Below are 19,574 nucleotides of genomic sequence, written 5' to 3' on the forward strand. Positions count from 1 at the left end.
GGCTCATAGAACCAAACCGCACGTTACGAGGAGGAATGTCAGTGAACGATATAAAAGGACGCCATTTGTTATTACACGAAGTTTCCGATTTACTAGATGAGAGGAAGATGGCATCATGCCTCATAGAGGATGGGGTTACAAAGCGTGCAGGGGTATATTTTTGCCATCGCTGTGGAAACGATAAGCCTTATTTATTTGCTGCCTTTCATTGTGCACGCTGCCAAAAGCTTTGCCACTATTGTCGAAACTGTCTCATGATGGGGAGAGTGAGCGAATGTACAAAACTGATTAGTTTATCGATGGATGAAACGAATCGACCATTAAATGTGGAGCTAAATTGGAATGGTACGCTGTCGAAAGGCCAAGAAAAGGCATCCTTGAAAATCACAGAAGCGATTGAAGAAGAAACCCCTCTCCTCATTTGGGCTGTTTGTGGAGCAGGAAAAACAGAGATACTATTTAAAGGAATAGAAAAAGCGTTGCAAACGGGGAAATATGTTTGCATTGCCACCCCTAGATCCGATGTTGTACGTGAGCTAGCCCCTCGATTAAAACAAGCATTTCCAAAAGTGGATGTGGCTTCTTTATATGGAGGAAGCGAGGATCGCGGTAAGCTGTCTCCACTCACGATTGCGACGACACATCAGCTATATCGATATAAAGAAGCCTTTGATGTCATGATCATCGATGAAGTCGATGCGTTTCCTTATTCGGTCGATGTCTCCCTGCAATTTGCCGTTAAAAAAGCGCAGAAAAAGAAAAGCTCTCTTATTTATTTAACCGCAACACCTTCTTCCTTCATTCGACGGCAGTTTACCCCTCTGCAAATCGTCAAAATTCCCGCCCGTTACCACGGATATCCTCTCCCGATTCCGAAATTTCAATGGTGTGGAAACTGGAAAAAAGCGTTAAAGAAAAATCGTTTACCAAATCCTGTTATGAAATGGGTGGATGCTCATGTAGTTAGGGAAAAACAAGCATTTTTATTTGTGCCAGACATTCAAACTGTTCCGCTCGTTGTGAACCTATTAAAAGATGTACATCCACACATTGAAGGTGTTCACGCTGAAGATCCTCATCGAAAGGAAAAAGTCCAACAATTTCGAGAACAAAAGGTGCTCATTATGGTGACGACGACAATTCTAGAAAGAGGTGTAACAGTACCTGGTGCTGATGTAGCGGTTTTAGGAGCTGAACAAGATATTTTTACAGAAAGTGCGCTTGTACAAATATCAGGAAGAGTAGGTAGGAGTATAAATGCCCCAACAGGATCCATTATCTTTTTTCATTTTGGGAAAACGAATGCAATGGTTCAAGCGAAACACCATATTGAAGCGATGAATGCTTTGGCGCACAAAGAAGGTTTATTGAAGCAATCATCGCAGTAACGGAATCATAAAAAGGGTAGCAAAATAAATTAAGTAGAAGCCGATCAAAACGAGAAAATACAAAGTGTATCGTTTCGTTTGCCTGGACAGCCGAAAATCTATGGGAAAGCAACAATCTTTTAGAAAAGAGCCTTTTGTTAAGAACACGCCCTAGCTTTCACAAAAGATAGGGAATAAGGCCCTTAAAGAGAATTTTGATTAGGAGATTCCTCCCTTGATTCCAGCAAATTTTTCCTATTATAATTATATAAAAGTAATAGGGTTAGTAGGAGAGACGTATATGGTCGTAAATGCAATGGAAAAAATTATGAAGGACTTATTAGATGAATATTTAGATCGACTTCAGATGAGATGTACTTGTGAGAAGTGCAAAACAGACCTATTGGCACTTGTTTTAAACAAAGTACCACCTTATTATGTAACAGATCAAAATAAAATCCCCTATATTAAAGCAAAATTTGCAGATAAACAAGAGCTTACATCTCTTATTGTCAAATTAGCGGAATGTGCCAAAATCATTTCGGAGCGGCCATTATGTGAAACGATGAAGCAAAAACAAAAAGAGGTGGAGTATGACTAAATGCCTATATTGTTTTGCGGATATGGAACCGAGTATTTCATGGCGCACGATTTTTTCTCTTCTTCCGCAAGAGCTTGTTTGTGATGAATGCAGGCAAAAATTTGTTCTCATTGAAGGCCCTGTTTGTTCGATTTGCGGAAGGCCAGGGATCCATGATCATCTGTGTGAAGATTGTCATCGTTGGGAGCAGCAAGAAGGATTTCAAGGAGTATTGCTCAAAAATCGCTCAGTTTATCTTTATAATGACTTTATGAGAGAAGTGCTAAGCCAGTTTAAATTTCGTGGTGATGCCATTCTTTCAGAAATATTCCGCACCTCTTTCCAAGACGCCCGTAAACGATATTTTCCTCAACATGATTTCCTGCTTCTTCCTATTCCCCTTAGTCAAAAGCGTTTATATGAACGCGGCTTTAACCAGGCTAAGCTACTGGCACAATTGCTTGATTTACCTATCATTGAACCCCTGACAAAATTAGATTCAGAAAAACAGTCGAAAAAATCGCGCATTGAACGTATTTCTATTGCAAATATGTTTTCCTTAAAAAATTCACACGAAGTAAAGGAAAGACATATCATCATTATAGATGATTTGTATACAACGGGAACCACGATTCGTCATGCCGCAAAGCTTTTAAAGGAAGCTGGTGCGAAAAGCATTCAATCTTTAACTTTAATTCGCAGTTAAACATTTGCGATTTGGAACCGATAATATTACTAGGTAAACGTGTAGAGGAGAAGGTTTTTATGGGAGAATTAGCGAATTGTTCAAAATGTCATGCTTTATTTATTAAAACGAAATTTCGCGACATTTGTGATGCATGCTATAAAGAAGAAGAAAAAGCATTTGAAACAGTTTACAATTTTTTGAGAAAGCGTGAAAATAGAACCGCAACGTTAACAGAAGTCGTGAAAGGGACAGGTGTGTCAGAAGAGCTAATTTTAAAGTTTATCCGGCAGAGAAGAATTCAGCTGACCCATTACCCGAATCTCGGCTACTCGTGTGAAAAGTGTGGAAAAATCATTCGTGAAGGTAAGCTTTGCGAAAATTGTACAATGGAACTAAAACGAGAAATTGAAAGGCTCCATAAATATAATGAAGAGAAATCTCAAGGCAATCGTCAAGCGACCTACTATTCTTTTGATCCTGAAAAATAAAGAAAAATCGCAAGAAAGGAGGCAGCACGATGAAAATTCAAAACTATCGGTCTTCCAGTATTCATTTGTATCAAAAACAGCTCGACCAACAAAAGCTAACAAAAAAAAGGTCACAAGAGGATAAAATTGAAATTTCTACACAAGCAAAAGAGCTTCAGCGAATGAGCGAAATTGAGCTCGAACGCCAAGAAAAGGTGCAAAAAATTATAGAGCAAGTCGAAAGCGGTGCTTATGCAATAGATGCAAAAGAAATTGCAAAAAGCCTCATTCAATTTTATCGGAAGCAGTAGGGGGGATGCCGTGAAAATGGTATTGCGTATTATTCAAACTTTGGAAAATTTATATGAGCTCCATGAACATTTGTATGACTTAGCTGTAAAAAAAACAGAAGTTTTAAAAAACAATGAGGACGTCTCCAAGCTTAAAGAGCTGCTCAAGAAAGAACAGTTATGCATCAAAATGATTCAACAAAAAGAAGAGGAACGGATGAAGCAGGTTGCAGCATGGCTAGGAAATCAAGAGGATCAAAGCTTAACCGCTTGCATTGAAAAAGCATCTGGAGCAGACAAAAAGAAGCTTGAGCATTTGAAAGACAGCTTTCTGGAAATCATGACGAAATTAAAGGCTGCTAATGAATTAAACGAGCAATTAACTCATTATGCCCTGCAATTTATCAATATGACACTCGATATGGTCATGCCGCAGGAACCGGCGTTAAGCTATCAACATCCAAAGCAGCCTCAAGAACAGCTAGCGCCTCGACGTTCTATGTTTGATTCGAAAGCGTAACGGAGGTATTTTTTATGAGCTCAACATTTTTTGGCATTGAAATCGCGAAAAGAGCGTTAAGCACACAGCAGAGCGCCTTATATACAACAGGCCATAATATTGCGAATGCTAATACACCTGGTTACACGAGACAGCGCGTCAATTTTGATCAGAGCAATCCGTATCCTTCCGCTTCGAGAATTCGTCCAGAAATTCCGGGGCAATTTGGTACAGGAGTATCTGCTGGAAGCGTTCAACGTATTCGCGAAGGCTTTTTAGATGTACAATTCCGCCATGAAACGAGCAAGCTAGGTTATTGGAGCTCTCGTGCCGATGCATTGGAAAAAATGGAAGAGATTATGAATGAGCCATCTGAGTCTGGTTTAGCGATTACGTTAGACCGCTTTTGGCAGTCTTTACAAGATTTAGCTCTAAACCCGACAAATGCAGGGGCACGTGCAGTTGTTCGTGAACGCGGGATTGCTGTTGCCGAAACATTTAACTATTTATCCAACTCTTTAACAGAGATTCAAAATGATTTAAAAAATGAATTAGAGGTAAATATCAAAGAAATCAATTCTTTGCTTAATCAAATCAACGATATTAACAAGCAAATCGGCGAGATTGAACCACATGGCTATTTGCCAAATGATTTGTATGATGAGCGAGATCGTCTATTGGATGAATTATCATCCTTTGTCAATATTAAGGTGACGCCTGTTGGAAGCGGCGGAAATGCATTGGAAATTGCGGAAGGAAAAGCAACCGTTGAACTTTTGGATGATAAGGGCCGTTCACTTGGCACTGTTGTCGATGGCAAAAAGTTAAAAGTAAATGAATTGTCCGTCAATTATAGTGCAATAAACGGCCTCGTTCAAGAAATTTCCATCGGAACAAAAGATATAAAGGTTTCAAATTTTAATTCTTCCGGCTCCTTTTTAGGAATGATTCATTCTTTTGGATATACGTATACGACGGCTAGCGGCACCGTTGTTGAAAAAGGGATTTACCCAGAAATGCTGCAAAGGCTCGATGCCCTTGCTTACGATTTTGCTAAGGAATTTAATAATATTCATCGAAATGGGTGGAGCATTGAAGATATTGAAAATAATAACCGGACACCTGAGGATTTCTTCGATTTTTCTGGGTTGATGCCACCATCAGATGCGAATAAAAAAGGTGCGGCAGCACTGATCAAAGTATCTGAAGCCATTAAGGACAACTATGATCATATAGCAGCAGCCCAATCGCAAAATATGGGAGACGGCTCTAACGCTGTAGCCCTTGCCGAGGTGAAAAATAAAACATTTGTCATCAACGGCAACTTTACGACTGTACAAAACTATTATGAAAGTTTAATCGGCGGTATGGCCGTTGATGCCCAAGAAGCTAATCGCTTATCCAGCAACTCGCAAACCCTGGCCGATGCTGTTGAAGAGCGCCGCAAATCGGTAAGCTCGGTATCTCTCGATGAAGAAATGACGAATATGATTCAATTTCAGCATGCATACAATGCAGCAGCACGGATGATCACACTCCAAGATGAAATATTAGACCGTATTATTAACAACATGGGACTTGTTGGAAGGTAGATGAATTTTAAATGGCAAATGAGCTGACGGTAAACCTTAAGGATTTTGAACATGGCCTTTCGGAAAATCATGCACTTACGGGAGAATTGGATACCGGACTTATCGTGTAAGGATGCAAAAAAAAGGTAGGTGAATGAACATGCGTGTCACACAGACGATGCTTGCGCAAAACTCTCTTCGCTACATTAGCAAAAGCTATGAACGGCTTGGGAAAATACAAGACCAGTTATCAACAGGGAAAAAAATTACCCGTCCATCTGATGACCCAGTTGTTGCGATGAAGGGGATGTATTATCGTACAAATGTGACGGAGGTTGAACAATACAAGCGGAACATTTCCGAAATTTATCAATGGATTGAAACGTCAGAATCAGGAATCGAACATACAAACAAGGCTTTACAGCGCGTGCGAGAGTTGTTAGTGCAAGCGTTAAACGGGACGAATAGTGAAAGTGAGCGAGGAGCAATCGCAGCCGAAATAAAGCAAATTAAACAAGATATCGTGAATGTTGCGAATACTCAAGTTGCAGGCCGATACATTTTTAACGGGACGGATACGGACAAGCCTCCTGTTGCGGATGGTAATCCTCCTGTTGCCACGCTCAATCCGAACCCTTTTATGGTAGAAGTGTCGAAAAATGTGAAATTGCAAGCAAACGTCAACCCAGAAAACGTATTTAGCCAAGATCTTTTCAATACTTTGCAGGACATTCAAGATGCACTTGAAGCCAATGATTCTTCTAATTTGAATAATTTGCTATCGCAATTGGATGGCCACCTTGACACGCTGAATGCTGAATGGTCAGAGCTTGGGGCGCGCTATAATCGTGTCGAATTTGTTGAACAGCGTCTACAAAATCAAGAGGTCGTGGCCAACCGCATATTATCTGAAAATGAAGATGCAGATTTAGAAAAAGTCATTATCGATTTAAAAACACAAGAAAGTGTCCATCGCGCTGCCCTCTCGGCTGGTGCAAGAATAATCCAGCCAACGTTAGTTGACTTTTTAAGATAATGTTTGAATCAGACTGCCCACAAACGCTTGCATTCTTTGTTACTTCGCCCTCTTTGAATGCTCATGACCGTACTTGGTAACTCTGCTTCTCATCGGGCTCGTGCCTCGAATGACAAGCATTTTCATTCAGTCTGATAGATGTAAAATTAGGATCCAATTATATGGATCCTTTCTTTAAATATACATCATTTCTGGAGTGAAGGTTGATGAATCTCCCACAAATACGCTTACAAACTCAACAAGCAAAAATAAACATGACGACAACACCTCCTCAACAATCTATTGAACAGCCACAGGCGGAACTTGATCTTCAAAATGCAAAGCTTGAAATGAAAATTGAAAGAACGCCTGCAAAGCTGACCATCGACCAAACGAAAGCTTGGGAGGATATGGACTTAAAACATATTTTTCGAAGAATTGAAGAAGCTGCCCAACTCGGGTATGAAGATTGGCTGGAAGGAATTGCGAGAAGAGCAAGACAAGGTGATGAATTAATGCGCATTGAAGAGGGAGGAAACCCGATTGCTGATCAAGCAAAGGTGAACAGTGAAACCCCTCCTAAAGAGTTTAACATCGGCTGGGTGCCTTCACACTTTAGCGTCAAAATTCATTACGAGCCAGGGGATGTAAACATTAAATGGCGGCACGAACGGGCAATCATTAACGCTAAAATCAATGACCCGAAAATGGACTATAAACCTGGAAAAGTAGAAATCCAAATGGTCCAATATCCTGATATAAAGATTGATTTTGAAAACTTAACATTCAAAGGCCTCAACTTTGAAATGAACATTTAAAGGTTGTGAGAATATGAAGTTAAGAACAAAGTATCACGGTGAAATCAAGATTGAAAAGGAAGAGATCTTAAAATTCCCATACGGAATCCCAGGTTTTTCGGATGAAAAACAGTTTGTGATTTTATCATTTAATCAAGATGCTCCTTTTTTTATTTTACAATCTGTACAAACGGAACAGCTTGCCTTTGTCATAACGATTCCGTTTCTTTTCTTTCCAAACTATGAATTTGATTTAGATGACAATACGATTCAACAGTTGAAAATTGAAAAAAAACAAGATGTTCAAGTTTACTCGATTTTAACCGTTCAGAATCCGTTTGAAAAAACAACCGCAAACTTGCAAGCACCTGTCGTCATTAATCGAAAAGAAATGCTCGGAAAACAAGTCATTTTAACGAACACCACGTATCAAACGAAGCATTTGTTAACAAAGAAAGTAAAAGAGGAGGTGTGAGGCGTGCTCATTTTATCGCGGAAAGTACAAGAATCTATCATGATCGGTGATGACATTGAAATTACGATTACAGCCATTGAAGGAGAGCAAGTCAAAGTTGGGATCAAAGCACCACGTAACGTCGACATCCACCGAAAGGAAATCTATCAGGCCATTCAACAAGAAAACAACGCAGCCTCACAAGCTCCTCTTGATGTGTTAAAAGGATTATCGAAAAAATTAGGAAAGCATTTGTAATCAACTTGAATTATTACATATACCCAAATTTCTATTCACTATTTTTATATTGGACCAGTAAATCGGTCCTATTTTTTATGAAATTTTTTCTATCATCTATTAAACACTTTAATGGATGTTCCGATATAAAAAGTGGTACGCAGGAAAAGAGGGCGGCCGACTCTTTCTCTTGCTAAAACCACAAGGATGTGGACACAAAAAATTCAAGGAGGAAAAAACGATGAGAATTAACCACAACATTGCAGCGTTGAATACGTACCGTCAATTGACAGCTGGTACTAACGCTGCTTCAAAATCAATGGAAAAATTATCTTCAGGTCTTCGTATTAACCGTGCTGGTGACGATGCAGCAGGTCTTGCCATCTCTGAAAAAATGCGTGGACAAATCCGCGGCTTAGAGCAAGCGTCTCGTAACGCACAGGATGGAATCTCACTCATCCAGACAGCAGAAGGAGCTTTAAACGAGACACATGCAATCCTTCAACGTATGCGTGAATTAGCAGTTCAAGCTTCAAACGATACTTATACAACAAGTGATCGTCAAAAGATTCGTGATGAAGTTTCTCAACTTTATAAAGAGGTAAATCGTATTGCTAGCCAAACAGAGTTTAACACGAAAAAATTAATCAACTCAGGTGTAACACTTAAATTTCATGTTGGTGCAAATAGCAATCAAACAATTCAATTATCTATTAATAAAATGGATGCTTCTACACTGCTTGGAGTGGGTGCTTCCAGTATTGCGCTTACTTCTCAAACAGGGGCTGAAACCTTTATTCAAGCAGTTAACAGCGCTATTAATAAAGTATCTAAGGAACGTGCAAATCTTGGTGCATATCAAAACCGCTTAGAATATACAATTAACAACTTAGGTACATCTTCAGAAAACTTAACAGCTGCTGAATCTCGTATCCGTGATGTCGATATGGCGAAAGAAATGATGGCGTTCACTAAGAACAATATCTTGGCTCAAGCAGCACAAGCAATGTTGGCGCAAGCTAACCAACAACCACAAGGAGTGCTTCAATTATTACGATAAAATGGAGAATGAAAAACCGGCCGTTTTGTTTCGGTCGGTTTTTGATTAAATTTATTTTGATTTAATTGACATACGTAAAGTTAGGAACAATTCAACGTTTGAGCATTATTTCTTTTGTTGGAAAAGAAAAGTATTAAACCATTAGACGGGAATAATGTCGGAGGTGAAAATTTGCATACTATTATTGATGAATTAAATGAAATAACCAAGAAGCTATATCGAGTTGAAACTCGAGAAGCTATGAAAAAATGGAAAAATAATTTTGAAAGAATTTCTACTTATATTGAAAAAATTGAAAAATATGAAGGGAATATCATTCAGAATGATATTTTAGAAGCTCTTCAAATCATTACATTGGCTATGCAAAATAAAGACTATATTTTAATGGCGGATTTAATTCGTTATGAGTTAATCCCATTGTTAAACAAATAACAGAAAGGAGGAATGACTGAGATGTATTTACATTCTAATTTAAAATATTTAAGTGAATACAATTCCAATCTGGAATATAATCTCAATAATGTTGATGCAAATGAGATCGAGACTTTAAAGATAGACAAAAATTTTGTATTCAAGCTTCGAGATGAAGAAGGGAAAGAATTTTACTCGGGGAGCATTTATGATCCAGTATTTGAATCTGAAGTTTTTTTGGATGGAGTTAATTTTGATAATACAGGCTATGTTTTATTCGGGATTAATTCGAACGTGACTTTAACACAAATTTTAGAAAAAAAAACGGATAATGCTTGGGTGTTTGTTGTTGAAAAGGATTTAAGAATTATTAAAAAATTTTTAGAAGAAACAGATTTACGACCTTATTTAGAAAATAAACCAGAAAGACTTATTTTTATCTATGGCGAAGAGGAACAAGCGAAAGCTCTTGTATCAGTCTATTTACAATCTCTTTTAGGTTTTTATTTTTTGCAAACTGAAGTTCTTAGGACATTTCCTACTTATCGCTTACATTCTGAATACTATCATAATTTGCTTGAACATTTCAGTAACATATTAAAAAATCATGTATTTAACATTGGAAATGACCTCGATGACACTTTACTTGGAATTAAAAATGAATTAAAAAATTTAAAACATGTATTAACTAAACCGGCATTAAAAGAATTGAAAGATAAGTATAAAGGAAAACCGATTATTTGTGTATCAACAGGTCCGTCTCTTGATAAGCAGTTGCCATTACTGAAACAAGTAAAAGGAAGGGCAATTATTATATGTGCCGAATCAGCAATGCGTGTATTGTTAAAAAATGGTATTACTCCTGATATTGTATGTATTTTAGAACGTATTGAGAATTCATTTAAGTTAAGCGTAGAAGGTGTGAAAATTCCAGAAGAGACAGTATTAGTTGGTTTAACAGTAATTGATCCGAGAATCTTTGATTATTGGCCAAAGTATATGGTTCCTGTCTTTAAACAGAACATTACTAATAGTCGTTTTATTAATGAAGCTTTTAATGATTTGGGAGAGCTATATTGTGGTAATTCTGTTGCCCATATGTGTTATATGCTCGCTAACTATATAGGTGGGGACCCAATTATAGTTATTGGTCAAGATTTGGCTTATAGTGATGACGGAACTACACATAGTAAAGATTCATTTTATAACTTTGAAAATAATCAAGACATTGATATAAATATTAGAACGAAGATTCAAGACAGTTTATCAAATAAAGGTATGCATAATAAAATAGTTTATTTAGATGGCTATTATGGAGGAAAAGTTCGTTCTCGTTTATTATGGCAACAATTTCTTATTTGGTATGAACATCATGTTGCAAGTTCTAATTCTTTAACGATCAATGCCACTGAAGGTGGAGTACATATTAAAGGTACAGAAAGAATGCCATTTAAAAAAGCAATAGAGAAGTATTGTGTTGAGACGATTACACCTGTGAGTCATTTATTGGAACATATCAATATATCAAAGAATGATGCGCGAAAAAGTTTGCAAAATTTACATAAGAAATATGAACAATTAAAAGAAACTCTTCAGAACATTAGGGATTATGCGGAAGAAAATAAAGAATTTATATTCCAGTTATTACAGGAGTTAAAGACCGATACAAAAGAAATATTTTTATTAGAAATGAAGTTACGAAGAATTTTGGAGCATAATGAAAATGTAGTAATAATCATTTTAGAAAACGATTTTATTAGTTTTTATTTACGCCCACTGATTGCTTATATGCATGTAAAAATTAATCCGATTTCCCGTATTAATTCCATTGAACGTGCAATAGAAATATTATCTATTCAGGAATGGTTTATGGAAGGGGTTGTGCATGGAATAAATAAATTGACATCGTTGTATGAGCGGGAATTAGAAGCCATTTTGTATGAAATAAATTTTAACTATTAGAATGGAGTCTTAGAAATGAACCATCAAGAGTTGATTTATGAAACAAAGAAAAGTTGTGAAGAGTATTTACCAAAGCTCATTCAAGCTTGTGATATCATTTCTGAAAAAATACAAATGAATGATGTGGAATGGTTCAATATTTATGAACTATTTTTAGAAGGATTGTCATGGTTTGTTAGTGCAGTTCAAGGTATTAAAGATGTTTCAAGGAATGAATTGAAAGAAATTGATATGAAGGAATTTAATATATTATTAAAAAAAGTTGAAGAAACATTATCTAATAAAGATTATGTAACATTAGCAGATTTGTTAGAATATGAGCTGAAGGAAAAATTGAATGAATATCTAGAAATTATCAAGAGGGATATAGATGTATGAACTACGAACAACTTAATTGGAGTATAATTCGATTAAAAAAAGATGTTCATATTGATGATTTTTTTGATAATCACGTAGAGCAATTTGAATTTTTTCAATCTAAAACAGGACATTTAACTTGTCTTTATGAGCAAAATGATGGAGAAAAATATTTGATTCATAGCAAATATGCTCCAATTAAAGAAGCTTCCCGTATGGTACAGTCACAACTAAAAGGATATGACTTTTTTGAAAGAGTGATTGTATATGGGTTTGGTTGTGGGCATCATATTCGGGAGCTGCAAAAAGTCGTAGATGATAATGTAGAAATTGAAGTATGGGAAACGAACATAACATTTTTTTACGAAGTATTAAAATATGATGATTTTACAAGCATTTTTAAAGATAAAAGGTTAAAAATAAAAATAACTCAACAAATTAATAAGTTTTTTTCAGAATTTGAATGTTTAGAACATAACAAGGTAGCTTTCATAGTTCATCAGCCTTCGTTACGGTTAATACCAAAGTTTTTACACTCATTTCAATTGGCACTAGAAAAATTTATGGTGAAGATAACTACCATAAGCAATTTTTCTCATGTTCTAAAAAACAACTTTTTGTCGAATATTTCCTTGCAAAACCCAAGCATTGCACCGTTTATTCAACAATTTGAAAATGATCCAATCATTATGGTCTCAGCAGGTCCATCTTTAGAAAAAAATATTCATATGTTGCATGAGGCTAAAAAACATTCTCTCATTTGCTGTGTTGGAACCGCATTAAAGCCGTTACTTAACTTTGGCATTTATCCTGATTTTTTTATGATGATCGATCCAAAAGACCAAGTATTTGAACAAATAGAAGATCTATGTGATCTTAATATTCCGCTGTTTTACTTATCCACTGTAAATAGGAATGTTCCGCTTAAGTACAAGGGATCGAAATTTATTGTTTATCAAGAAGGTTATCCGCTAGCAGAGGAATATGCATATAGGGAAGGAATTCCTATTATTCAGAGTGGTGGATCTGTTGCTACAGCATTATTTGATTTATTGTTAAAATTTGGTTTTTCCTCTATTTGTTTAGTGGGTCAAGATTTAGCTTATACAAACCATCAGACCCATATCATTGATACTCACAATTTTAAACAGTTTGCATCTTTAAGTGATGATGTTATATATATACCGAGTTTTGATCAATTAGATAAAGTTCCGACTTCAAAACAATTTCTTATATACCGTGACTGGTTTACAAATATTGCACGTTTAGAAAATCGCTCGTTATATAATGCAACAGAAGGTGGAGCATATATTGATGGATTTGAACATATTACGCTTTTTGAATTTATAGAAAAAAATAAGGAAATTGATATTTCAGCTACACGTAAGTATTTTAAAAGCTTAGTGCAGCTTCATGTTAACATGGGACGAATGTAAGATCATTCAGTTAGTATCTTAAGGTATGATTTTAGAGAGATCTTTTAAATAATTGACTATGAGCGAGCTCGTTAAGCCTCTTTTGCAGGAATTGTTTTAATGGGATTAGTGTAGTCCTTTTCCGGCTATTCATCAAGATGCAAAATTAAAAAAGAAAAGAATAAGTTCCTCGTTATTTTTCATAAAAACAAAGATAATGGAGAGGTTGATTATGTATTTATCTGGAAAAACGATATTAGTAACAGGTGGAACAGGTTCGTTCGGGAAAAAATTTACAAAAAAAGCTCTCGAATATGATATAAAAAAGATTATCATTTTTAGTCGTGACGAATTAAAGCAATTTGAGATGGCACAAGAGTTCAAAGACTCAAGAATAAGATTTTTCATTGGTGACGTACGTGATAAGGAACGTTTGTATCGTGCTTTTGATGGAGTAGATATTGTTATTCATGCTGCGGCTATGAAGCAAGTACCAGCTTGTGAATATAATCCGTTTGAAGCGGTTAAGACAAATATCCATGGTGCTCAAAATGTCATTGAAGCTGCTATTGACCGTGGAGTAAACCGAGTCATCGCTCTAAGTACTGATAAAGCGTGTAGTCCCGTCAATCTTTATGGGGCTACGAAATTGGCTTCAGACAAGCTATTTGTTGCTGCTAATTCATATGTTGGTGATAAGGAAACAAGATTTTCCGTAGTCCGTTACGGAAATGTAGTGGGCAGCCGGGGAAGTGTTGTTCCTTTCTTTAAGAAAATTCGTCATACAGGTAAATTACCGATTACCGATGAAAGAATGACACGTTTTTGGATTACACTTGATCAAGGGGTTCAATTTGTTTTAGATAGTTTACAACGGATGCGCGGTGGGGAAATTTTTGTCCCGAAAATTCCAAGTATGAGAGTGGTAGATTTGGCAGAAGCGATTGCTCCAAAATGTGAGATAGAGATTGTTGGCATTCGTCCAGGAGAAAAACTCCATGAGGCAATGATTACAGAGGATGACGCAAGACATACTGTTGAGTTTGATACATACTATGTTATTCAACCGGAATTTCCTTGGTGGTCAAGAGAATCAGTGAAAGGCGGAAAGCCCCTTTCAGAAGGTTTTAAATATACAAGTGATACAAATTCTGAATGGTTAACTGTGGAAGAGTTGCGAGTATTGGTAGAAGAAATGTAAAACGTTTCTTCTACTTTTTTCTAGTTTAGGAGTGAGATATATGGAGAAAGATAAAATTTTTGAACCTGTCAGACAATCGTATTTACCATATGGAAGGCAATGGATTGATGAAGATGATATTGAAGCTGTTATAGAAGTACTGAAAGGAAGCTATTTAACAACGGGTCCATATCTTGCAAAGTTTGAACAAGCTGTTGCAGAATATGTTGGAGCCAAATATGCTGTTGCTTTTTCGAATGGAACGGCGGCATTACATGGAGCTTGCTTTGCAGCCGGAATAGGCAATGGAGATGAAGTCATTACGACACCAATGACTTTTGCTGCTAGTGCGAACTGTGTGATTTATCAAGGCGGGACACCTATTTTTTCTGATATCGATGAAAAAACATATAATATAGACCCTAATAAAATTGAGGAAAAGATTTCTGATAAAACGAAAGCAATTATTCCGGTTGATTTTACAGGTCAACCTACTGAATTAGATGGAATTTTAGAAATTGCGAAAAAACATAACCTTGTAGTGATTGAGGATGCTGCACATGCATTAGGGGCTGTATATAAAGGGAAAAAGGTTGGCTCCATTAGTGATATGACGATGTTTAGCTTTCATCCGGTAAAACATATTACGACAGGTGAAGGCGGAATTATTACGACAAACAATAGAAAATACTATGATAAATTACTGCAATTCCGCTCTCACGGAATTACACGTGAGCAAGAAAAACTAAATGAATATCATGGTTCTTGGTATTATGAAATGCAGTTTTTAGGCTATAATTATCGTATGACAGATATTCAAGCTGCTTTAGGGACAAGTCAGTTGAAGAAAATTGATCAGTTTGTGGAATTGAGAAGAAAATACGTTTCAATTTATAACGAAGCATTTAAAGAGATGGATGAAATAATCACGCCATTTCAACATGAAAATGGGGAATCAAGCTGGCATTTATATATCATCCGTTTAAATTTAGACAAGCTCACTGCGTCTAGACGTGAAATTTTTGAGGCATTGCACCAGCAAAACATCGGTGTCAATGTTCATTACATTCCTGTCTATTTCCAACCTTATTACCAACAACTTGGCTATCAAAAGGGAATATGCCCGAATGCTGAAAAATTGTATAATGAAATGATTACCTTGCCTTTATTCCCGGCTATGAGTGAAAAAGATGTTCATGATGTTATTAAGGCTGTCAAGCAGACGATAGATTACTATAAAAAATAGGGTAGTGTCAAAAAAACTATGAAAACTTAGTTTTGGAGCGAGAAGGTGGAAAAATGAAAGTTGCTGCCATTATCCAAGCCCGTATGGGTTCTACGAGACTTCAGGGGAAAATATTAAAAAAAGTATTAGACAAAACATTACTAGAATATCAAATTGAACGAGTGAAAAGAGCAAAAAGTATTGATGAAATCATTATCGCCACAACTACGAAAGAAAGTGATGACCAAATTGTTCAACTATGTCAGCAACTTTCGATACCTTATTATCGAGGATCAGAGGAAGATGTGCTGTCTCGTTATTTTGAAGCTGCTACACAATTTAATGCAGATGTCATTGTTCGATTAACATCAGACTGCCCAATTATAGACCCGAATGTTATTGATAAGGTTGTAACACATTATTTGGAAAATAAAGATCGATACGATTACGTTTCAAACACATTAACTCGCACCTATCCAAGAGGACTGGATACAGAAGTGATGTCATATAAAGTGTTAAAAAGAGCTCACGAAGAAGCTAAAGAGACAGCTTACCGCGAGCATGTCACTGCTTATATATATCATCATCCTGATCAATTTAGACTTTGTAATGTTTCAAATGAAATGGACGAAAGTAGGCATCGTTGGACAGTAGATACAGAGGAAGATTTTTTATTAATTCAAAACATATTAGAAACATTGTACCCAATAAATCCATTATTTACTTTAGAAGATGTCATTCGGATTTTACGAGATAAGCCTGAATGGGCAGAAATTAATGCCCATATCGAACAAAAGAAACTATAGGTTGTGTTTTCAAAATGAATGTTGTATTTAGGGTTGACTCATCAGTAACGATTGGAACTGGTCACGTGATGAGATGTTTAACATTGGCAAATCAACTAAAAAAACAAGTTAATGCCGATGTTTCTTTTATATGCAGAGATCTTGAAGGCAATTTAATTCATTTTATTAAAGACAATGGTTTTCGCGTTTTAGTTCTCCCAAAAATTCAAATAAATAAGGCTGACCGTCTTGCTATTTTTCAATGGTATGAAAAAAATTGGAAACAAGATGTATATGAAACTCAATTCTTGTTTAAAAAATATAATTTTTCAATAGATTTATTAGTTGTCGATCATTATGGATTGGATAGTAAATGGGAGAGCAAGATAAAGCCTTTTTCAAAAAAAATAATGGTGATCGATGATTTAGCAAATCGGAAACATGTTTGTGATTTTCTCCTTGATCAAAACTGGCATTTAAATTATCAAAAAAGATATCAACATTTAGTTTCTCCTGAATGTAAGCAACTATTAGGTCCCAATTATGTGTTGTTAAGGGAAGAATTTATCGTAGCTTCTCGTCAGAAACGCATTCGTGATGGGAAAATTCGTAACATTCTTGTTTTCTTTGGCGGAACGGATCATACGAATGAAACGATCAAAACACTGAATGCAATGGCTTTATTAGAAAATAACATAAAAGTAAATGTTGTTGTAGGTTCATCTAATAAAAGAAAACATGAAATTCGAGAATATTGTGATCGATATCTCAACTTCTTTTTTCATTGCCAAGTGTCAAACATGGCAGAATTGATGAATGAAGCAGATTTAGCAATCGGAGCTGGCGGAACAACAACATGGGAAAGATGTTATTTAGGGCTTCCATCCATTACAATTATTGTAGCGGATAATCAAATAGAGTTAACGGATTCTGTTAGCAAGTTTGGTGCGACTATTAATCTTGGATTTAGTGATGAAGTTACATCTGATCAAATATTTGAGGCTGTAAAAGATTTAATCGAGCATCCTAAAAAAGTTCAATTACTATCTGAACGTGCTTCTAAACTTGTCAATCACAAAATTGTAAATACTTATCCAGTTGTTAAGGTAATTATGGAGGAACTAAAATGAATCTGTTAGAATGTGCAAGATTGGAAGATATGAATTCCTCACATTTAGAAATGGTGTTAAATTGGAGAAATCAGGAACATATTCGATCCGTAATGTTTCATGATTGGGTCATTTCGCTAGAAGAACATAGAATGTGGTTTGACAAAATTAAAAAAGACGAGCGAATCATTGTGAAAATTTTTTACTTAGAGAATGTTCCAGTTGGGGTTGTAAATTTTACTAATATCGATTTTGAAAATAGCAAATGTTCTTGGGGATTTTATGTTGGTGATCAAAACGCGCCAAAAGGTTCAGGAACTTTAATGGGATACTTAGCCTTGAATTTTGTATTTGAAGAGTTAAACATCCGTAAATTATGTGCCGAGATAATCAGCTTCAATGAAAGAAGCATTCGTTATCATCAGCGGTTAGGTTTTAAAACAGAAGGTGTTTTGAGAGAACACGTCCTTAAAAATAAACAATATGCAGATGTCATATTAATGGCTTTATTTAATAAAGAATGGAAAGAACAAAAAAGTATAATACAACATATGATAGAAGGAATGAGAGCATGAACGAAATTATTGTTGAAGCAAGAAGGATTGGATCAAATCATAAACCATTTATTATCGCAGAAATGTCTGGGAATCATAATCAATCCTTAGAACGTGCTTTAGCGATTGTTGAGGCAGCTTCCAAGGCTGGAGCACATGCGTTAAAGATTCAAACATATACAGCGGATACAATGACATTAAATTTGGAAAATCCGGAATTTAAAATTGAAGATAGCGATAGTTTATGGAAGGGACATACGTTATATCAGCTATACCAACAAGCCTATACTCCTTGGGAGTGGCACAAACCTATTTTTGATCGTGCTCGAGAATTAGGGATGATTCCTTTTAGCACCCCTTTCGATGAAACAGCAGTAGACTTTTTAGAAGAATTAAACGTACCAATGTATAAGATTGCATCTTTTGAAAATACTGATATTCCACTTATTAAAAAAGTTGCTTCAACAGGGAAACCGATGATCATTTCAACAGGAATGGCAACGGTGGCCGAATTAGATGAAACTGTGAGAGCAGCAAGAGAAGCAGGATGTAAGGATTTGATTCTTTTAAAATGTACAAGCACTTATCCGGCTTCTCCTGAACATACAAATATACTGACAATTCCTCATATGAGTGAGCTATTTAACTGTCAAGTTGGTTTATCGGATCATACGATGGGAGTAGGAGTTGCAGTTGCAAGTGTTGCGTTGGGAGCAACGGTCATTGAAAAGCACTTTACCTTATCAAGAGCAGATGGCGGGGTAGACTCTGCATTTTCAATGGAGCCTGATGAAATGAAAGCATTAGTAGTAGAAACTGAAAGAGCATGGCAGGCGTTAGGGGAAGTGAAATACGGACCAACTGAGAAAGAGAAAGCATCGCTGAAATTTAGACGTTCGTTGTATGTAGCTAAAGATATAAAACAAGGGGAAAAATTTAATAAAGAAAATATTAGAGTAGTACGACCAGGTTATGGCTTAGCTCCTAAATATTATGAGCGATTAATTGGGAAAGAAGCTAAACAAGATATTAAAGCGGGAACCCCATTAAGTTGGGAGTTTTTATAAAGTGATACGGTTACATTTGTTAGAAAAACGCTTTGTCAAATATATGAGAATACTTTGTTATATTGACGATTGTCATAACTATAGTTTGTAAGTTGTGCATGAAGAATTTAATGCTGTATGTACAACAAAAAACTGAAAAGAAATAGATTTATAATATATCGGATTATTTATAGAATGCTCGATAAGTTATTTATTATAAACATCCCATCATGAGCGTCATGTAAATATAGTTTCAATATTCTGTAAAATTATTTTTTGACTTTTTGCCAACAAGACAAAACCTAAAAGTTGAAGCTTCATTTAGGTAGTAATTTCGAAAGATAGCTTGGTTGAAGTTTAGTAGCATGATTTGTTTTTCGTATTGAATCTGTTCTGTATTTTCGAGTTTAAAATAGTCTTCAAAAATTGTTTTTCGAATGAGTTGTTTTTATAAAATACTGTGGTTGAGTAATTTTGATTACAATAATCGCCATAAAAACAAACA

General features: G+C 35.9%; 22 protein-coding genes. All 22 read left to right on the forward strand.

Features of this window, described 5'->3' with window-relative positions; genetic code table 11:
- The first annotated feature begins 41 nt into the window (after positions 1-41).
- The 22 genes from J2S06_RS04935 (at position 42) to pseI (ending at position 19,090) form a co-directional block, all read left to right on the forward strand.
- A complete protein-coding gene (locus J2S06_RS04935; protein WP_419151494.1) occupies positions 42-1,388 on the forward strand; it encodes a DEAD/DEAH box helicase in 1,347 nt (448 codons plus the stop codon).
- Between the two features lie 214 nt (positions 1,389-1,602).
- Entirely contained in the window at positions 1,603-1,968 is a 366-nt protein-coding gene (locus tag J2S06_RS04940; protein WP_419151495.1) for a late competence development ComFB family protein, read from the forward strand.
- On the forward strand, positions 1,961-2,653 hold the full coding sequence (locus tag J2S06_RS04945) for a ComF family protein (RefSeq protein WP_419151496.1): 693 nt from the start codon (positions 1,961-1,963) through the stop codon (positions 2,651-2,653). Before J2S06_RS04940 ends, J2S06_RS04945 begins: the two co-directional genes overlap by 8 nt.
- 59 nt (positions 2,654-2,712) lie before the next feature.
- Positions 2,713-3,123: a TIGR03826 family flagellar region protein gene (locus tag J2S06_RS04950; RefSeq protein WP_419151497.1), complete on the forward strand. Its 411-nt coding sequence runs from the start codon at positions 2,713-2,715 to the stop codon at positions 3,121-3,123.
- A gap of 29 nt (positions 3,124-3,152) precedes the next feature.
- Entirely contained in the window at positions 3,153-3,413 is a 261-nt protein-coding gene (flgM, locus tag J2S06_RS04955) for a flagellar biosynthesis anti-sigma factor FlgM (protein WP_044896017.1), read from the forward strand.
- Between the two features lie 16 nt (positions 3,414-3,429).
- On the forward strand, positions 3,430-3,912 hold the full coding sequence (locus J2S06_RS04960; RefSeq protein ID WP_419151634.1) for a flagellar protein FlgN: 483 nt from the start codon (positions 3,430-3,432) through the stop codon (positions 3,910-3,912).
- 14 nt (positions 3,913-3,926) lie between these two features.
- Positions 3,927-5,483 carry a flagellar hook-associated protein FlgK gene (gene flgK, locus J2S06_RS04965; RefSeq protein ID WP_419151498.1) on the forward strand — a complete coding sequence of 519 codons (1,557 nt, stop codon included), beginning with the start codon at positions 3,927-3,929 and terminating at the stop codon, positions 5,481-5,483.
- 139 nt (positions 5,484-5,622) lie between these two features.
- Positions 5,623-6,498: a flagellar hook-associated protein FlgL gene (gene flgL / locus J2S06_RS04970; protein WP_419151499.1), complete on the forward strand. Its 876-nt coding sequence runs from the start codon at positions 5,623-5,625 to the stop codon at positions 6,496-6,498.
- Between the two features lie 206 nt (positions 6,499-6,704).
- Positions 6,705-7,295, forward strand: coding sequence for a DUF6470 family protein (locus J2S06_RS04975; RefSeq protein ID WP_419151500.1), 591 nt, complete (start codon positions 6,705-6,707; stop codon positions 7,293-7,295).
- A 13-nt stretch (positions 7,296-7,308) separates the two neighbouring features.
- Positions 7,309-7,749, forward strand: a complete 441-nt coding sequence (gene fliW, locus J2S06_RS04980) for a flagellar assembly protein FliW (protein WP_419151501.1) — start codon at positions 7,309-7,311, stop codon at positions 7,747-7,749.
- A 3-nt stretch (positions 7,750-7,752) separates the two neighbouring features.
- The gene (gene csrA / locus J2S06_RS04985) at positions 7,753-7,986 is read left to right on the forward strand and encodes a carbon storage regulator CsrA (RefSeq protein WP_044896022.1); all 234 of its coding nucleotides are present in this window, start codon (positions 7,753-7,755) and stop codon (positions 7,984-7,986) included.
- 220 nt (positions 7,987-8,206) lie between these two features.
- A complete protein-coding gene (hag, locus tag J2S06_RS04990; RefSeq protein WP_419151502.1) occupies positions 8,207-9,025 on the forward strand; it encodes a flagellin Hag in 819 nt (272 codons plus the stop codon).
- A 171-nt stretch (positions 9,026-9,196) separates the two neighbouring features.
- Positions 9,197-9,457: a hypothetical protein gene (locus J2S06_RS04995; protein ID WP_419151503.1), complete on the forward strand. Its 261-nt coding sequence runs from the start codon at positions 9,197-9,199 to the stop codon at positions 9,455-9,457.
- 21 nt (positions 9,458-9,478) lie between these two features.
- Entirely contained in the window at positions 9,479-11,398 is a 1,920-nt protein-coding gene (locus J2S06_RS05000) for a motility associated factor glycosyltransferase family protein (RefSeq protein WP_419151504.1), read from the forward strand.
- A gap of 15 nt (positions 11,399-11,413) precedes the next feature.
- Positions 11,414-11,776: a hypothetical protein gene (locus J2S06_RS05005; RefSeq protein WP_419151505.1), complete on the forward strand. Its 363-nt coding sequence runs from the start codon at positions 11,414-11,416 to the stop codon at positions 11,774-11,776.
- The gene (locus J2S06_RS05010) at positions 11,773-13,191 is read left to right on the forward strand and encodes a motility associated factor glycosyltransferase family protein (protein WP_419151506.1); all 1,419 of its coding nucleotides are present in this window, start codon (positions 11,773-11,775) and stop codon (positions 13,189-13,191) included. The genes J2S06_RS05005 and J2S06_RS05010 overlap by 4 nt, the downstream gene beginning before the upstream one ends.
- 211 nt (positions 13,192-13,402) lie before the next feature.
- Entirely contained in the window at positions 13,403-14,371 is a 969-nt protein-coding gene (gene pseB / locus J2S06_RS05015; RefSeq protein WP_419151507.1) for a UDP-N-acetylglucosamine 4,6-dehydratase (inverting), read from the forward strand.
- A 40-nt stretch (positions 14,372-14,411) separates the two neighbouring features.
- Positions 14,412-15,596, forward strand: coding sequence for a UDP-4-amino-4,6-dideoxy-N-acetyl-beta-L-altrosamine transaminase (gene pseC / locus J2S06_RS05020; protein WP_419151508.1), 1,185 nt, complete (start codon positions 14,412-14,414; stop codon positions 15,594-15,596).
- 53 nt (positions 15,597-15,649) lie between these two features.
- A complete protein-coding gene (locus J2S06_RS05025) occupies positions 15,650-16,381 on the forward strand; it encodes a cytidylyltransferase domain-containing protein (protein WP_419151509.1) in 732 nt (243 codons plus the stop codon).
- Positions 16,382-16,395: 14 nt separating this feature from the next.
- Positions 16,396-17,490: a UDP-2,4-diacetamido-2,4,6-trideoxy-beta-L-altropyranose hydrolase gene (gene pseG / locus J2S06_RS05030; protein WP_419151510.1), complete on the forward strand. Its 1,095-nt coding sequence runs from the start codon at positions 16,396-16,398 to the stop codon at positions 17,488-17,490.
- Positions 17,487-18,044 carry a UDP-4-amino-4,6-dideoxy-N-acetyl-beta-L-altrosamine N-acetyltransferase gene (gene pseH / locus J2S06_RS05035; RefSeq protein WP_419151511.1) on the forward strand — a complete coding sequence of 186 codons (558 nt, stop codon included), beginning with the start codon at positions 17,487-17,489 and terminating at the stop codon, positions 18,042-18,044. Before pseG ends, pseH begins: the two co-directional genes overlap by 4 nt.
- Positions 18,041-19,090, forward strand: a complete 1,050-nt coding sequence (gene pseI, locus J2S06_RS05040) for a pseudaminic acid synthase (RefSeq protein WP_419151512.1) — start codon at positions 18,041-18,043, stop codon at positions 19,088-19,090. Before pseH ends, pseI begins: the two co-directional genes overlap by 4 nt.
- Positions 19,091-19,574 lie beyond the last annotated feature (484 nt).

It is taken from the genome of Bacillus alveayuensis (assembly GCA_030812955.1).
Classification (GTDB): Bacteria; Bacillota; Bacilli; order Bacillales; family Aeribacillaceae; genus Bacillus_CB; species Bacillus_CB alveayuensis.

Coding starts and splice junctions, on each gene's coding strand:
- J2S06_RS04945 (WP_419151496.1), top strand. CDS start 1,961: ATGACTAAATGCCTATATTGTTTTGCGGATATGGAACCGAGTATTTCA.
- J2S06_RS04950 (WP_419151497.1), top strand. CDS start 2,713: ATGGGAGAATTAGCGAATTGTTCAAAATGTCATGCTTTATTTATTAAA.
- flgM (WP_044896017.1), top strand. CDS start 3,153: ATGAAAATTCAAAACTATCGGTCTTCCAGTATTCATTTGTATCAAAAA.
- J2S06_RS04960 (WP_419151634.1), top strand. CDS start 3,430: ATGGTATTGCGTATTATTCAAACTTTGGAAAATTTATATGAGCTCCAT.
- flgK (WP_419151498.1), top strand. CDS start 3,927: ATGAGCTCAACATTTTTTGGCATTGAAATCGCGAAAAGAGCGTTAAGC.
- flgL (WP_419151499.1), top strand. CDS start 5,623: ATGCGTGTCACACAGACGATGCTTGCGCAAAACTCTCTTCGCTACATT.
- J2S06_RS04975 (WP_419151500.1), top strand. CDS start 6,705: ATGAATCTCCCACAAATACGCTTACAAACTCAACAAGCAAAAATAAAC.
- fliW (WP_419151501.1), top strand. CDS start 7,309: ATGAAGTTAAGAACAAAGTATCACGGTGAAATCAAGATTGAAAAGGAA.
- hag (WP_419151502.1), top strand. CDS start 8,207: ATGAGAATTAACCACAACATTGCAGCGTTGAATACGTACCGTCAATTG.
- J2S06_RS05000 (WP_419151504.1), top strand. CDS start 9,479: ATGTATTTACATTCTAATTTAAAATATTTAAGTGAATACAATTCCAAT.
- J2S06_RS05005 (WP_419151505.1), top strand. CDS start 11,414: ATGAACCATCAAGAGTTGATTTATGAAACAAAGAAAAGTTGTGAAGAG.
- J2S06_RS05010 (WP_419151506.1), top strand. CDS start 11,773: ATGAACTACGAACAACTTAATTGGAGTATAATTCGATTAAAAAAAGAT.
- pseB (WP_419151507.1), top strand. CDS start 13,403: ATGTATTTATCTGGAAAAACGATATTAGTAACAGGTGGAACAGGTTCG.
- pseC (WP_419151508.1), top strand. CDS start 14,412: ATGGAGAAAGATAAAATTTTTGAACCTGTCAGACAATCGTATTTACCA.
- J2S06_RS05025 (WP_419151509.1), top strand. CDS start 15,650: ATGAAAGTTGCTGCCATTATCCAAGCCCGTATGGGTTCTACGAGACTT.
- pseG (WP_419151510.1), top strand. CDS start 16,396: ATGAATGTTGTATTTAGGGTTGACTCATCAGTAACGATTGGAACTGGT.
- pseH (WP_419151511.1), top strand. CDS start 17,487: ATGAATCTGTTAGAATGTGCAAGATTGGAAGATATGAATTCCTCACAT.
- pseI (WP_419151512.1), top strand. CDS start 18,041: ATGAACGAAATTATTGTTGAAGCAAGAAGGATTGGATCAAATCATAAA.